This is a genomic window from Mediterranea massiliensis (genome assembly GCF_900128475.1).
GTDB classification, from domain to species: domain Bacteria; phylum Bacteroidota; class Bacteroidia; order Bacteroidales; family Bacteroidaceae; genus Bacteroides; species Bacteroides massiliensis_E.
On sequence record NZ_LT635839.1, the window covers coordinates 600,258 to 612,589 of the forward strand.

Genomic DNA, 12,332 nt, shown 5'->3' on the forward strand with positions numbered 1-12,332 from the left:
GATTTTATTCGTTACTTTGCCGTTCATTAAATGTATGGATCAAATAGACGTATGTATTCCATTATATGTTGTTCCGTCAAGCCGGAAGCAGCCGAAGCGTTGAGGCAGAATGTCGCCGATACGATTGGTGTTCCCTTCGAATTTATTGTTTTTGACAATAGGGAGAAAGGGTATGGCTTGTGTCGGGTGTATAATCTGTGTGCCGCCCGTGCCCGTTATGATTTGCTCTGTTTTGTGCATGAGGATGTGGCCTTTCAGACGCCCGGTTGGGGGCAGTTGCTTGCAGGAAAGTTGAGGGAGGAAAGTTGTGGGGTGATTGGCTTTGCGGGGAGCATCGTCAAACTGAAGCGATTGACCGGCTGGAATACGTGTGGTCGCGATTTGCGTCTTCATTACGTCCAGTTCATGCGGGGAGGGCATCATCTTCGCCAGGCAAACCCTGATAAGGAAGATTTTTCTCCCGTCGTGACGTTGGATGGCTTGTGTCTGTTCGTGCGTCGTCAGGTTTGGGAGGAGATTTCCTTCGACGATGCGACATTTACAGGCTTCCATGCCTACGATGTCGATTTCTCATTGGCCGTTGCCTGCCGGTATACCAATTATGTATGCCATACGGTACTGGTGGAGCATTTTTCCGAAGGCTCCTTCTCGTATGCGTGGCTGGATGAGATGAAGAAACTCCATGTCAAGTGGGAAAGCCGTTTGCCGATGGTTGCCGTGCCGATGACGCCCGAAGAGCTGGCCCGCTACGATTTGTGGGGGGAAGCCTATTTTATGAAGTTCATGTGGCAGAAAGGTTGTTTTGACGTGCTGGGGATAAAGGATGCCTGCAACTTTTGGAAGCGCCATCTGGGCCATGGCGTTTCTTGGCTTCTGTTTCCCAAGTATTTGAAATATAAGTTGAGGTATTTGAAAGGTAGATGACGATATGCTGAAGATAGAGATAACTCCCGGATATGAGCACTTGCAGGATTTCCTGACGCAGCTCCCCGTTTGTTTCGAGCAGGGGGACGGCCGGACGATTCATGTGGGCCGCAATGTGATTAAAGTGATGGAAGCGGATGGTATCCTGCTGAATGTCAAGCGTTATCATGTCCCCTCGTTTTTTAATCGCATAGTCTATTCCTTTTTCAGAGTGCCGAAGGGGAAGCGCGCCTTTACCTATCCCAACATTCTTCTGCAAAAAGGTTTTGAAACTCCCCGCCCTGTGGCTTATGTGGAAGAACGGGCGGGCGGATTGATAGGTTATTCTTATTTCGTAAGCCTTCAATGTCCTTATCGGAGGAAATTTTATGAGTTTGGCAATGCTTCGATAGCAGATTGTCGGGAGGTGGTGTCGGCTTTTGCCCGGTTGACTGCCCGTCTGCATGAAGCGGAAATCTATCATCGTGACTATTCTCCTGGCAACATTTTGTTCGATTATGTGGATGGGCAGTATCATTTTTCGTTGGTGGACATCAATCGGATGGAGTTTGGCCCTGTCAGTGTCGAGAAGGGGTGCGCCAATTTTGCCAGGCTTTGGGGACAAAAGGATTTCTTCCTGCAACTGGCCCAGGACTATGCTTCGGCAAGAGGGGTAGATGCGACTTATTGTACGGAACGGATATTGTATTATAGGCGTAGATTCTGGACGCATTACATCAAGCGTCACAAGCCGGATTTCAATCTTGAACTTTAGCGGAATTCAGATACGTTTATGATTTTCGACCAAAACTTGTACATCCTCTTCTTATACCAGGAATGGCATCCGAAGGGCAGCTGTTCATGGTTCAGCCGATAGCATAGCTCCGGGTATTTGTCGAAACTGAACTTCAAAGCTTCCATATAGGATGGATAGGAGAAGTCCAGTCCATGTTTGTTGACCTCGACGGCAAAGAACACGTCTTCGTTGAAGACATGGTTCTTGGTGTGGCGCAAGAATTCTTCAATCACATCCCGTAACTCGCGGACAGCCTTCAGGTGACTGCTCACCTTGCGCAGGGAGAGACCTCCGTTGCCTACTTTGAAGTCGGTGGCGCGCGTGGCGACCGAGCGGAACAACCAACGGTATTGTTTCATGGGGAAAGAACGGTACAGGGGGCGCACCAGCCAGGGAGCGCCGATGTAGTCATAACCTTTCTTGCACCATTCCGTCAGTTCGTCTCTGAAAATGTAGGCATCCAGCTGGCAGATGAGAATGTATTTGCTGTTCTCAAAGCGTCGGTAGAACTCTTCGGAGAGCATGAGGCGGTTATAGCCGGCAATGCTTCGGAAATAGTCGTCGTCGAACTCTTCTGTCGTCAGAACGGGGTATTTTTTCAATACAGGAGACAAATCCAGTGATCGGGGCTTGATGACGACCAGCGGATAGGCATGCAGCATCTGGCAGGCTCTTTGTAGAGAAAGTTTCTCGAAAGAACTGATTTGGGTCGTATACATGGGTATGACGACCTTTACGAGGTTGGGGACATCTGCATTTTTTGCCATTCCGTAGTGGTCTAACTTTTTCTTTTGCAAAGTTAGCATTTGTTTCATTAGTACGAACGATAGCCCTGTACTTTTGCAACGATTTCCTGTTGAAAACCTTGTTTTCATTTGCTTCTGCGCCCGCCTTTTCTTATTTTTGCGAAGTTAAAGTAGACGATATGATAGATATTGCCTGTTGCATAGATTCGAATTATGCGAAATACTGTTGCGTGATGCTGACGTCTTTGTTGGAGAACAACAAGGATGGGCAGGTTTCCGTTCATGTGTTGGGAAATCGGTTGGATGCTGATTATCGGAGATCTCTTCAAGAACTTGTGGAAGAGCGGTATGGACAGCAGATACATTTTTATGAGATAGACTCCCTGCTTCTGGATGTTTTCCCCGAAACGCAGTCCTACGTGTCGCTGGCTGCTTATTGTAAATTGTTTATCCCGGCGGTGCTCCCGTCATCCATCTCACGGGTTCTTTATCTGGATTGCGATTTGGTTGTCGTTGGTTCCTTGGCCGATTTGTGGAAATGTGATTTGGCGGGCAAGGCCTTGGCGGCCGTGAAGGATGTGCATAAAGGCATTTCGGAGGATTGCACCCGTTTGGGTATGGATCCTGCGCGTTTCGACTATTTCAATAGTGGTGTCATGTTGCTCCATCTGGATTTTCTGAGGCAATCGGACTTTGTCGGCCGTGCACTGGATTTCGTCAAAGGACATCCTTCCCTTCCTTATCACGACCAGGATGTGCTGAACGCATTGTTGTATCAGCATGTCCTGTGGTTGCCCTACCGTTACAATCTGCACGATTACCTCTTCCGCCGGAAGCGGTATCTGACAGCACAGGAAGGAGGTACGGTATCAGACGAAATCCTGAAATATCGGGTCATTGTGCATTTCTCTTCCAAGCGGAAACCTTGGGGCACATGCTGCCTTCATCCGTGGCGTAATCTCTATTTTGCTTATCTCGACAGGACCCCGTGGAGAGGCGAACGGCCGGCCTTGACCTGGAAAGAACGTTGCTGGCGCTGGAATAGAAGGTTGTCGGGATACATGCATTGGGTGAACGGATATAGAACATTTAAACGAATAAAGTTATGACATTAGTGTCCCGTTAAAATGGGACGAGTTAAACAATTAATCAAAAAGCCCCGGAATCAGGGGATCATTTAGATCTTTGACATCATTGAAATTAGTCTTGTCGAACAGGTCACGCAAGTGGGTTTTGTCAGTCAATGATATACTGAGAATTTGCAAAACTTCATAGGTTGAACGTTTCAACTTCATATCATGTTGGACAATAGCCACAAGACAGTACGTGATAATAGCCACACTGATTTGTATGCGAACAGCGTTCTCTGTTGTGCCCCAGAATTTCTTTATCTTGAGATGCTGCTTGAGCCATTTGAAGAACAGCTCGATTAACCATCTTTTCTTATAAAGATTGGCGACATCCAGTGCAGAAAGTTGTTTTGCATTCGTCAAGAAAGTGAACTCACGGTCATCCTCTTCGTCGTAATATCGGACGAGTCTGAATGACTCAGGATATTTTTTCTCGGAGAGATATCCGGTCAGTTTCACTTCCGCATCTGTCATTATGTTCTTTGGCATTCTTCGCTTCCATTTGACTGTCTTATACTTTAAGTTCGTCTTGGCTCTGACAACAAAGAAAGAGTCTGTAAGATGTATCCTATAGAGTTCTTTAAAGGAGTCATAAGCCCTGTCAAATATATAATAAGCATTTGATTCATAATGGATTGAAGACATTGCTGTGGAATCGTGCTTTGATGCAGTGGTTACAGTATAGAAGGCAGGAACTTGTGCTTCAATGTCGTATAAGACATGAGCTTTCACCCCTCCTTTCTTGCTTCGGAACTTTGCCCATGGGAATGTTGCAAGACACAACGGAATCGTTGTTGAATCAAACGCATATTTCTTTCCGGAAATGTCAAGGATGTTGGTCGTCCGCTTCTCGCAGGCTTCCTTCATCATATAGAATGCAAAATCTTCGAAGATTCTGTAATCACGGTTCTGGTTCGCTGTCGCAAGAGTTGTCTTGGCTATCGGTTCACGACCTAAACCAAGATGATATTGCTTGGCCCTATGCGCCTCGAAAGCAACGATTAAGTCTCGCAGGCTCTCACGGTTACTCAGTTGTCCAAACATCATCGCGAGCATCTGATTCCAGCAAGTGAAATGTTTCACATATCTGTTGCCATCATACTTGCGAACATAGTTGTTGAACTGAGTCCTGTTCAGAAAAGCGGTTAATTGAGAGAATACGTATTTGTCTTGGAACATAGCAGCCATTTGTATTAGACTGCAAAGTTGCAAAATCAAGTCCGTTTCATTTCAAAAGACCGTGTAATTGACTATATTTCAATAATTTCAAAGAACTATTTATCCACTTTTACGGGACAGTAGTGAAGTTATGATACCAAAAATCATCCATCTGTGCTGGTTCAGCAACGATCCTTTTCCGGTCGAGATAAAGATTTGTCTGGATAGTTGGAAACGGGTATTGCCCGATTATGAGGTGCGCCGTTGGACGTACGAAGATGCCAAAGCTATCGGTTGCCGCTTTATTGACGAGGCTCTGGCGGCACGTAAGTGGGCTTTTGCTGCCGATGTGGTCCGTTTCTATGCTGTCTACAAGGAAGGTGGAGTGTATATGGACAGTGATATCCTGATGAAGAAACGCTTTGACCGGTTCATCCCTGAGCATGGCTTTGCCACCTTTCATGAACATATTGGCCAGCAGTTGCAATTACAGGCAGCTTTTCTGATGGGAGAGAAAGGGAATGCCTATTGCAAAGCGGTGTTCGACTATTATAACCAGCGTCCTTTTCTGAAGCCGGACGGCACATACGACCTGACGATTTCTCCGGTGGTGATGCTGGACATGGCTTATGCCAGAGGCTACAAACCTGAAGACACGGAGCAGCATTTGGAGGACGGTGTGGTGATTTATCCCGGTTATTATCTCACTCCCTGTAACCGGGGAGTGGATGTTCATCCGGATGCTTTTGCCTTGCATACCATTTATGGAAGTTGGCGCACAAGGAAACTGGGGCGCAGAATCGAGTTGTACGTCAAGCACCTGTTCAAAGTCTGCCGCTATCTGTTGCTTAGGCGTTAGGCGGATGGAGCATGTCCGATGGCTTCGAGCGCTGCCGAAACGGCTTGTCGGAAATAATGCCCTTTGGACAGGTCATCGTTCATTTGGAGTACGTTTGCCCTCATCTGGAGGTATTCTTCCGGGGATAGGGAGTCCAGTTTGGCATCCAGCTCCTCCAGGCTGCCGATGCAGAACCCGATGTGATGGCGGAGGATGAAAGGTGCAAGGGCTGCTTTGTCCCAGATGATAACGGGCAGTCCGCAACGGATGTACAGGGAGGTCTTGTGAGGGTTGTTGAATTGCAGGTATTCCCCAAAGTTGCCCGAACAGGTCTGTACAGAGTCACCGTCCCATACCAGGCCGAAGTGGCCGTCGGCCGAGGCGATGAGGCGGTCAAACTGGGTAAACCCTTTGATGTTGAAATGCTCTTTGCCGGCCATGGAGTTGGCGTCAGGTTCGGTGCCATACAAAGAAACCTCGTAATGCTTGATATAATTCCCCCACTGGTACAGGAATGCATTCTTTCGTCGGTTCAGTGCGCCGGCATACACCACCTTGTAGGATATCGGTGCGGCTATGCGGGAGGGGCAATGGCTCTGCGAGAGGTAATCCCAGATGCCCAGACTGCCGGTAGGCATTGTGCAGCCGTGCTCCTTCATCCATTTCTGCATGCTTGGATTGAGAGCGATGGCATAGTCTGCATGGTTCAGTCGTCTGATTTCTTGGGGAATCGTGAGCTTCTTGCGGCGGAAGCTACCCAGGTCGTGTATCAGGATAATGACTTTGCAGCCTTTCAGGTGTGCCGCGTTGCAGAGGAAAGCAAAGTATTTCTTGAGCGGATATTGGAGCAGCAGCACATCTCCCTTTCTCAGGCAACACACCGCTTTGATGACTCCGGCCAGTGTCAGAAAGAATGAGATGATCTGATTGTGGTAGAAAGTGCGTTTTAGTCCTATGTTCTTGAACCCCATGGCGGCCATAATCTGTTCCATATCGGTTTTGGCCTTGTTGCCGGCACCGTTCAGGTCCTTGTAGTTGCGTGACAGGTAGCAGTTCATGCGTTGTTCTCCTTTTGAGGTTGATGGATGATTGAATCTATTTTTTGGATGATGTCTTCCGCCCGGAGGGTCGTCAGGCAGGCATAGTCGCCGCGGCGGCAGGGCTTGTTGCCGAAGACGGAGCAGGGGCGGCAGGGCAGGTCTGTCTGCACGGCGTTTTCAATGCTCTGGTACCAGCCCATGAAACCGGCGTAGGGATGCGTGGCTCCCCATACGGAGACGACGGGGGTGGCGGTGAGCGAAGCCAGGTGCATGTTGGCCGAATCCATGGAAACCATCACTTGCAAGTGGCTCATCAGTGCCAGTTCCTGATTCAGTTTCAGTTTGCCGGCCAGTGAGGTGACGTTTGGGTAAGTGGTTGCCCATTTCTCCAATTGGGGCGTTTCGGCCTTGCCGCCTCCGAAGAGGAAGACCCGGCAATCACTGCGTTCTGCCAGATGGGCAATGAGTGTCTCGGTGGTGGAGGCGGGCAATATCTTGCCCCGATGGGCGGCAAAGGGGGCGATGCCTATCCACGGCTTGCCGTCGGGCAAGCCGGTAATATCCTGGAAGAGAGCCGGGTCGCCCTGCCCGTCGCCATAGATGGAGCGGAAGGTGGTGTGGACGGGTAATCCCAGTTGGCTGAATACGGCTTCGTAGCGGGCGAACGAGGTGGGGAGCGGTTGGTGGGCCGATGCTCCGTCCCGAACCAGGGCACGCTTCTCGCGCCGGCCTTTGTCGATGTGGGCGGTGCGGGCTCCCGACAGGTGGAAGAGGGTGCGGATCACCTTGCCGCGGAGCACGTCGTGCAGGTCGGCCACGGTGTCGTAGCCCTCGCGGTGGAGTTCGCGGAAGAGGCGTACCAGTCCTCCCAGGCCCTTGTAGTTGTTCAGGTCAACACCACGGAAACGGACGTTGGCAGGCATCCCTCCGAACAGGGGCTGTACGAAGGGGCGGCTCAGCACCGTGATGTCCGTTTGGGGGTATTGGCGGGCGAGGCTGTCGATGACGGGCACCGTCATGGCCACGTCGCCGAAGGCCGAAAAGCGTATCACCAACAGCTTCATCACTTCTTGCCGTAGAGTACGGGGTTCAGGTCGGGGTCGTTGTACATCTTCATCTGCTTGTACACCTTCATATACTTGCGTCCAGCCTCGATGTCGGCCAGGAGCTGGTCGATGGCCGTGGAGAGGTCTTTCTGCTGCTCCAGCAGGACGGCCAGCTTGTCGGCACACTGCTTGTGGTGCTCGGGCGTGGTGTCGGTGCGCTCCACTTCCTGACGCATGTGGTAAATCTTCAGCGCGAGGATGGACAGGCGGTCGACGGCCCAGGCGGGGCTTTCAGTATTGATGGTGGCATCGGGCTGCACGCGGACGCCCTTGTATTTGTCCAGGAAATAGCTGTCTATCAGCTCTACCAGGTCCGTGCGGTCCTGGTTGGACTTGTCGATGCGGCGCTTCAGCGTGAGGGCCTCGGCGGGGTCGATGTTCGGGTCACGGATGATGTCCTCGAAGTGCCATTGCACGGTGTCTATCCAGTTCTTCAGATACAGGTAGTATTCAATGCTCTTCAGCGGATAGGGGTTCCGGATGGGGGTGTCCACGTTGTCGGTCTTGTGATAGTCGCCGATGGACTGCACGAAGATGGGGTTGCAAAGTTCGGTAAAGCTCATAACTCTATTCGGTTCGTTAGTTAATGCCATTTTACTATAGGAAAGCAAAACTACGTATTTTTTTCAAGTTATCCAACTGAACGGACGGTAAAAGTGGCGATGCGGGGGATTATTCCTAATCTTTTGATAAGTGGGACCGTCGTTGGTCTGTATAAATCTGAAAACGTGGTTTTCATTTTGTACTTCCCTCGGATTGCACTATCTTTGTCCCCTCTGACATCGATAGAATAAGTTATGAAAGAATTTCTCCAACTGCTGCGCCGCTTCGTGCCGCCCTACAAGAAGTATCTGGTGTGGGCGCTGTTCCTCAACCTGCTGTCGGCTTTTTTGAATATATTCTCGTTCTCCCTGATTATTCCCATCCTTCAGATATTGTTCAAGATGGATACGAAGGTCTACGAGTTCGTGGCATGGGACACGGCGGGCATGGGCTTGAAGGACATTGTGGTGAACAACTTCTACTACGGCGTGTCGCAGCTGATAGCCGCGCAGGGAGCTTCGCTGACGCTGCTGATACTGGGCGTGTTCCTGGCGGTGATGACGCTGTTCAAGACGCTGGCCTACTTCGCCTCGTCGGCGGTGATGATACCGCTCCGCACGGGCGTGGTGCGCGACATCCGCCGGCAGGTCTACAACAAGGTGCTGCGCCTGCCGCTGGCCTTCTTCTCGGAGGAGCGCAAGGGCGACATCATTGCCCGCATGAGCGGCGACGTGACCGAGGTGGAGACATCGGTCACCAGCTCGCTGGACATGCTCATCAAGAACCCCATCCTGATTATCGTCTATTTTGCCACGCTCATTGCCGTCAGCTGGCAGCTGACCCTGTTCACCCTGCTGGTGGTGCCCGTCATGGGATGGATCATGGGTACCGTGGGCAAGAAGCTGAAGCGCCAGTCGCTCGACGCGCAGAGCAAGTGGAGCGACACCATGTCCCAGCTGGAGGAAACGCTGGGCGGTCTGCGCATCATCAAGGCCTTCATTGCCGAGAAGAAGATGGAGGCCCGCTTCGACAAGTGCAGCAACGAATACCGCGACGCCATCAACCGTGTGGCTACGCGTCAGGCGCTGGCCCATCCGATGAGCGAGTTCCTGGGCACGTGCCTCATCGTCATCGTCCTGTGGTTCGGCGGCACGCTCATCCTGAAGAACAGCTCCACGATAGACGCCCCGTCGTTCATCTTCTACCTCGTCATCCTGTACAGTGTCATCAATCCGCTGAAGGAGTTCTCCAAGGCCGGATATAACATTCCGAAGGGCCTCGCCTCGATGGAGCGCATCGACAAGATACTGCTGGCCGAGAACCCTATCAAGGAACCCGCCCATCCGAAGCCGCTGAAGGGGCTGGAGCATCAGATTGAGTTCCGCGACATCAGCTTCAGCTACGACGGACGGCGCCAGGTGCTGAAGCACGTCAACCTGACCGTGCCCTGCGGACGGACCATCGCACTGGTGGGGCAGTCGGGCTCGGGCAAGTCGACGCTGGTCGACCTCCTGCCGCGCTACCACGACGTGCAGCAGGGCGAGATACTCATCGACGGCACCAACGTGAAGGACGTGCGCATCCGCGACCTGCGCTCGCTCATCGGCAACGTCAACCAGGAGGCCATCCTCTTCAACGACACCTTCTTCAACAACATCGCCTTCGGTGTGGAGGGGGCCACGATGGAGCAGGTCATCGCTGCGGCCAAGATTGCCAACGCCCACGACTTCATCATGGAGACCCCCGACGGCTATAACACCAACATCGGCGACCGCGGCGGCAAGCTCTCCGGCGGCCAGCGTCAGCGCATCAGCATTGCCCGCGCCATCCTGAAGAACCCGCCCATCCTCATCCTCGACGAGGCTACCTCGGCGCTTGACACGGAGAGCGAGCGACTGGTGCAGGAGGCCCTGGAGCGCCTGATGAAGACGCGCACCACCATCGCCATCGCCCACCGCCTCTCTACCATCCGCAATGCCGACGAAATCTGCGTCCTCTACGAAGGCGAGATTGTGGAGCGCGGCCGCCACGAGGAGCTGCTCGCCCTGAACGGATACTACAAGCGGCTGAACGACATGCAGTCGCTGAACTGACCAAACCATCTTTTCTGCCTATGATAACCGATTTCGACTACAATGAATTGCCCGTGTACTATACCCTTTGTCTGTATGGAGATTGTCCGCAGGCAGGGCAGTGTCTGCGCTATCTTTTAGCTCAGGGGGTACCCGCAGAACGTACCCATATCCAGATATTTTCCCTTGCCGCTGCCAGACAAATGTCTGAAGAGGGCAAATGTCGTAACTTTGCTTCTGCTCAGAAGGTATGCTTTGTGCGAGGCATCGACAGCCTGCTGAAGCAGATACGCACCTTGCCATACGACCAGGCTGTGGCGGCCAAGCAGGGACTGATGGGCTGTTTCGGTACGCGAACCTACTATCGCGTCCGTAGCGGTGAACGCCTTGTTTCTCCTGAAGAACAGGCCAAGATAGCTCGTGTGCTCCGTTCTCAGGGACTGCGGGAAGAACCGACTTATGATAACTATATCTATACTTACGACCTTCGTTAGTAGGCATTCTTCTTTCATCCTTTATCGGAATATTTGCTCATTCTGGGTTACTGCCAGCTTTGCCAATGCTATGGCAGTGGTTGTGCAACGCCTGTGGCAATCGTTGTGTCTTAAGCGTGGCAATGGTTGTGACATAGCGATGGCACAATCGCTGCCACAGCATTGTCATAACACGTCTGTGCCTTGGTTTTGGGGAACTTAAATCTTAGGGTATATAGCTGGCAGAGTGAATCATTTCCGTCCGAAGTCGGCCGGCACCTCGCCCCACTTCTCCGTTTCCCACTTTAGGATGGGCGTGGTGTAGGTATTCTCGCGCAGCCACTTCTCGGCCCGTTCGATGAGTTGGAACAGGGTCTCGGTGCGCGGCTCGCGGGGGAGCTTGGTCTTGCAGCGCTTCTGCTTTACCCAAAGGATGGCATTGCGGCTGTCGCTGTAGAGGGGCATGTCGAGTCCCTTTTGCTTCAGCAGGGCCAGCCCGTGGACAATGGCCAGGAACTCGCCGATGTTGTTCGTGCCATAGACGGGACCGTAGTGGAACACCTGCTGGCGCGAGGCCACGTGTACGCCGCGGTACTCCATCTGGCCCGGGTTGCCGCTGCACGCCGCGTCCACGGCCAGGCTGTTTTCCACCACTTCGGGCGGCAGTGGTCCGTCCGCGTCGGCGGCTTTCTGCGGCTGCCTTGCGGCTGCCTTCCGGCCGATGTAGGCGTAGGGCGACGAGGCGAAGGCCCGCTCGGCCTCCTCCCGCGTGTCGAACGACTTGAACCGCGCGCCTTCGTAACCTTTGGTCTGCAGCTGGCAGTCCGTCCAGCTGTCGTAGATGCCCGGGGCGACGCCGGCCCATACGACGTAGTATTTCTGCTTCTTTTTCATGCGGCAAAGGTACAAATATTTCCCGTTTCCGGACCTACACATCGCAGAATTGCTTACCTTTGCCTGCAAACTACAGGCTGTTACCTACAATACTTATGATACGTATCTTCTTGACCGGCTACATGGGGGCCGGAAAAACTACCCTGGGAAAGGCCTTTGCCCGTCAGCTGGGCCTGACCTTCATCGACCTCGACTGGTATATCGAGGAGCGTTTCCATCAATCCATCCCCAACTTGTTCCGCGAGCGGGGCGAGGACGGCTTCCGCCAGCTGGAGCGCAACATGCTGCACGAGGCGGGCGAGTTCGAGGATGTGGTCATCTCGACCGGGGGCGGCACGCCCTGCTTCTTCGACAACATGGACTACATGAACCGCCAGGGGCAGACGGTGTTTCTCGACGTTCCTGTCGATGTGCTCTTCCGCCGCCTGCGCGTGGCCACCCAGCAGCGTCCCATCCTGCAGGGCAAGACGGACGACGAACTCCGTACCTTCATCGGTCGTGCGCTGGAGGGCCGTATGCCCCACTACAGCCAGGCCCGCTACCGCTTCGACGGCAGCCGTCTGGAGGACCGCCGCCAGATTGCGGACTCCGTGGCCAGCCTCCGTCGGCTGCTGGATCTGTAAAATGTTTGTC

Annotated in this window: 13 protein-coding genes; 7 read left to right on the top strand and 6 right to left on the bottom strand. The window is 52.7% G+C overall.

The window, feature by feature from the left end; translation table 11 throughout:
- Positions 1–51 precede the first annotated feature (51 nt).
- Together BQ7483_RS16090 and BQ7483_RS16095 are read left to right on the top strand one after the other, a co-directional pair.
- Positions 52–924 (top strand): glycosyltransferase, encoded by an 873-nt coding sequence (locus tag BQ7483_RS16090; RefSeq protein WP_072546585.1) that lies wholly within the window; start codon positions 52–54, stop codon positions 922–924.
- A 7-nt stretch (positions 925–931) separates the two neighbouring features.
- Positions 932–1,678 (top strand): lipopolysaccharide kinase InaA family protein, encoded by a 747-nt coding sequence (locus BQ7483_RS16095; RefSeq protein WP_072546768.1) that lies wholly within the window; start codon positions 932–934, stop codon positions 1,676–1,678.
- Here BQ7483_RS16095 and BQ7483_RS16100 read toward each other — a convergent pair.
- Positions 1,675–2,466 (bottom strand): DUF5672 family protein, encoded by a 792-nt coding sequence (locus tag BQ7483_RS16100; protein ID WP_072546586.1) that lies wholly within the window; start codon positions 2,464–2,466, stop codon positions 1,675–1,677. The genes BQ7483_RS16095 and BQ7483_RS16100 overlap by 4 nt on opposite strands.
- 158 nt (positions 2,467–2,624) lie before the next feature.
- On the opposite strand from BQ7483_RS16100, the gene BQ7483_RS16105 reads away from it, so the two are divergent.
- Positions 2,625–3,554: a glycosyltransferase family 8 protein gene (locus BQ7483_RS16105; RefSeq protein WP_139247678.1), complete on the top strand. Its 930-nt coding sequence runs from the start codon at positions 2,625–2,627 to the stop codon at positions 3,552–3,554.
- Between the two features lie 36 nt (positions 3,555–3,590).
- Here the strand turns inward: BQ7483_RS16105 and BQ7483_RS16110 are convergent, their stop codons facing one another.
- On the bottom strand, positions 3,591–4,754 hold the full coding sequence (locus BQ7483_RS16110) for an IS4 family transposase (protein WP_072546769.1): 1,164 nt from the start codon (positions 4,752–4,754) through the stop codon (positions 3,591–3,593).
- A 130-nt stretch (positions 4,755–4,884) separates the two neighbouring features.
- On the opposite strand from BQ7483_RS16110, the gene BQ7483_RS16115 reads away from it, so the two are divergent.
- Positions 4,885–5,592, top strand: coding sequence for a glycosyltransferase family 32 protein (locus BQ7483_RS16115; RefSeq protein WP_072546588.1), 708 nt, complete (start codon positions 4,885–4,887; stop codon positions 5,590–5,592).
- On the opposite strand, the gene BQ7483_RS16120 is transcribed toward BQ7483_RS16115, so the two are convergent.
- Genes BQ7483_RS16120 through BQ7483_RS16130 form a run of 3 tightly spaced genes read right to left on the bottom strand, consistent with a single transcriptional unit; the run spans position 5,589 to position 8,280 of the window.
- Entirely contained in the window at positions 5,589–6,629 is a 1,041-nt protein-coding gene (locus BQ7483_RS16120) for a glycosyltransferase (protein WP_072546589.1), read from the bottom strand. The two genes, BQ7483_RS16115 and BQ7483_RS16120, sit on opposite strands and share 4 nt — an antisense overlap.
- Positions 6,626–7,678, bottom strand: coding sequence for a glycosyltransferase family 9 protein (locus tag BQ7483_RS16125; protein WP_072546590.1), 1,053 nt, complete (start codon positions 7,676–7,678; stop codon positions 6,626–6,628). Before BQ7483_RS16125 ends, BQ7483_RS16120 begins: the two co-directional genes overlap by 4 nt.
- Positions 7,675–8,280, bottom strand: coding sequence for a DUF4254 domain-containing protein (locus BQ7483_RS16130; RefSeq protein WP_072546591.1), 606 nt, complete (start codon positions 8,278–8,280; stop codon positions 7,675–7,677). The genes BQ7483_RS16125 and BQ7483_RS16130 overlap by 4 nt, the downstream gene beginning before the upstream one ends.
- 234 nt (positions 8,281–8,514) lie before the next feature.
- Here BQ7483_RS16130 and BQ7483_RS16135 point away from each other — a divergent pair, with 234 nt between their 5' ends.
- Both BQ7483_RS16135 and BQ7483_RS17655 read left to right on the top strand, forming a co-directional pair.
- Positions 8,515–10,353 (top strand): ABC transporter ATP-binding protein, encoded by a 1,839-nt coding sequence (locus BQ7483_RS16135; protein WP_072546592.1) that lies wholly within the window; start codon positions 8,515–8,517, stop codon positions 10,351–10,353.
- A 20-nt stretch (positions 10,354–10,373) separates the two neighbouring features.
- Positions 10,374–10,826, top strand: a complete 453-nt coding sequence (locus BQ7483_RS17655; RefSeq protein ID WP_139247679.1) for a DUF6078 family protein — start codon at positions 10,374–10,376, stop codon at positions 10,824–10,826.
- Positions 10,827–11,057: 231 nt separating this feature from the next.
- Here BQ7483_RS17655 and BQ7483_RS16145 read toward each other — a convergent pair whose 3' ends face one another.
- On the bottom strand, positions 11,058–11,699 hold the full coding sequence (locus BQ7483_RS16145; RefSeq protein ID WP_072546594.1) for a ribonuclease H1 domain-containing protein: 642 nt from the start codon (positions 11,697–11,699) through the stop codon (positions 11,058–11,060).
- A gap of 95 nt (positions 11,700–11,794) precedes the next feature.
- Between BQ7483_RS16145 and BQ7483_RS16150 the strand changes: the two genes are divergently transcribed.
- A complete protein-coding gene (locus BQ7483_RS16150) occupies positions 11,795–12,322 on the top strand; it encodes a shikimate kinase (RefSeq protein WP_072546595.1) in 528 nt (175 codons plus the stop codon).
- Positions 12,323–12,332: the final 10 nt, after the last annotated feature.

Excerpts from the sequence above, each read along its gene's own strand:
- BQ7483_RS16090 (WP_072546585.1), top strand. The coding sequence starts at position 52 with ATGTATTCCATTATATGTTGTTCCGTCAAGCCGGAAGCAGCCGAAGCG.
- BQ7483_RS16100 (WP_072546586.1), bottom strand. The coding sequence starts at position 2,466 with ATGGCAAAAAATGCAGATGTCCCCAACCTCGTAAAGGTCGTCATACCC.
- BQ7483_RS16105 (WP_139247678.1), top strand. The coding sequence starts at position 2,625 with ATGATAGATATTGCCTGTTGCATAGATTCGAATTATGCGAAATACTGT.
- BQ7483_RS16110 (WP_072546769.1), bottom strand. The coding sequence starts at position 4,754 with ATGTTCCAAGACAAATACGTATTCTCTCAATTAACCGCTTTTCTGAAC.
- BQ7483_RS16115 (WP_072546588.1), top strand. The coding sequence starts at position 4,885 with ATGATACCAAAAATCATCCATCTGTGCTGGTTCAGCAACGATCCTTTT.
- BQ7483_RS16120 (WP_072546589.1), bottom strand. The coding sequence starts at position 6,629 with ATGAACTGCTACCTGTCACGCAACTACAAGGACCTGAACGGTGCCGGC.
- BQ7483_RS16130 (WP_072546591.1), bottom strand. The coding sequence starts at position 8,280 with ATGAGCTTTACCGAACTTTGCAACCCCATCTTCGTGCAGTCCATCGGC.
- BQ7483_RS16135 (WP_072546592.1), top strand. The coding sequence starts at position 8,515 with ATGAAAGAATTTCTCCAACTGCTGCGCCGCTTCGTGCCGCCCTACAAG.
- BQ7483_RS17655 (WP_139247679.1), top strand. The coding sequence starts at position 10,374 with ATGATAACCGATTTCGACTACAATGAATTGCCCGTGTACTATACCCTT.
- BQ7483_RS16145 (WP_072546594.1), bottom strand. The coding sequence starts at position 11,699 with ATGAAAAAGAAGCAGAAATACTACGTCGTATGGGCCGGCGTCGCCCCG.
- BQ7483_RS16150 (WP_072546595.1), top strand. The coding sequence starts at position 11,795 with ATGATACGTATCTTCTTGACCGGCTACATGGGGGCCGGAAAAACTACC.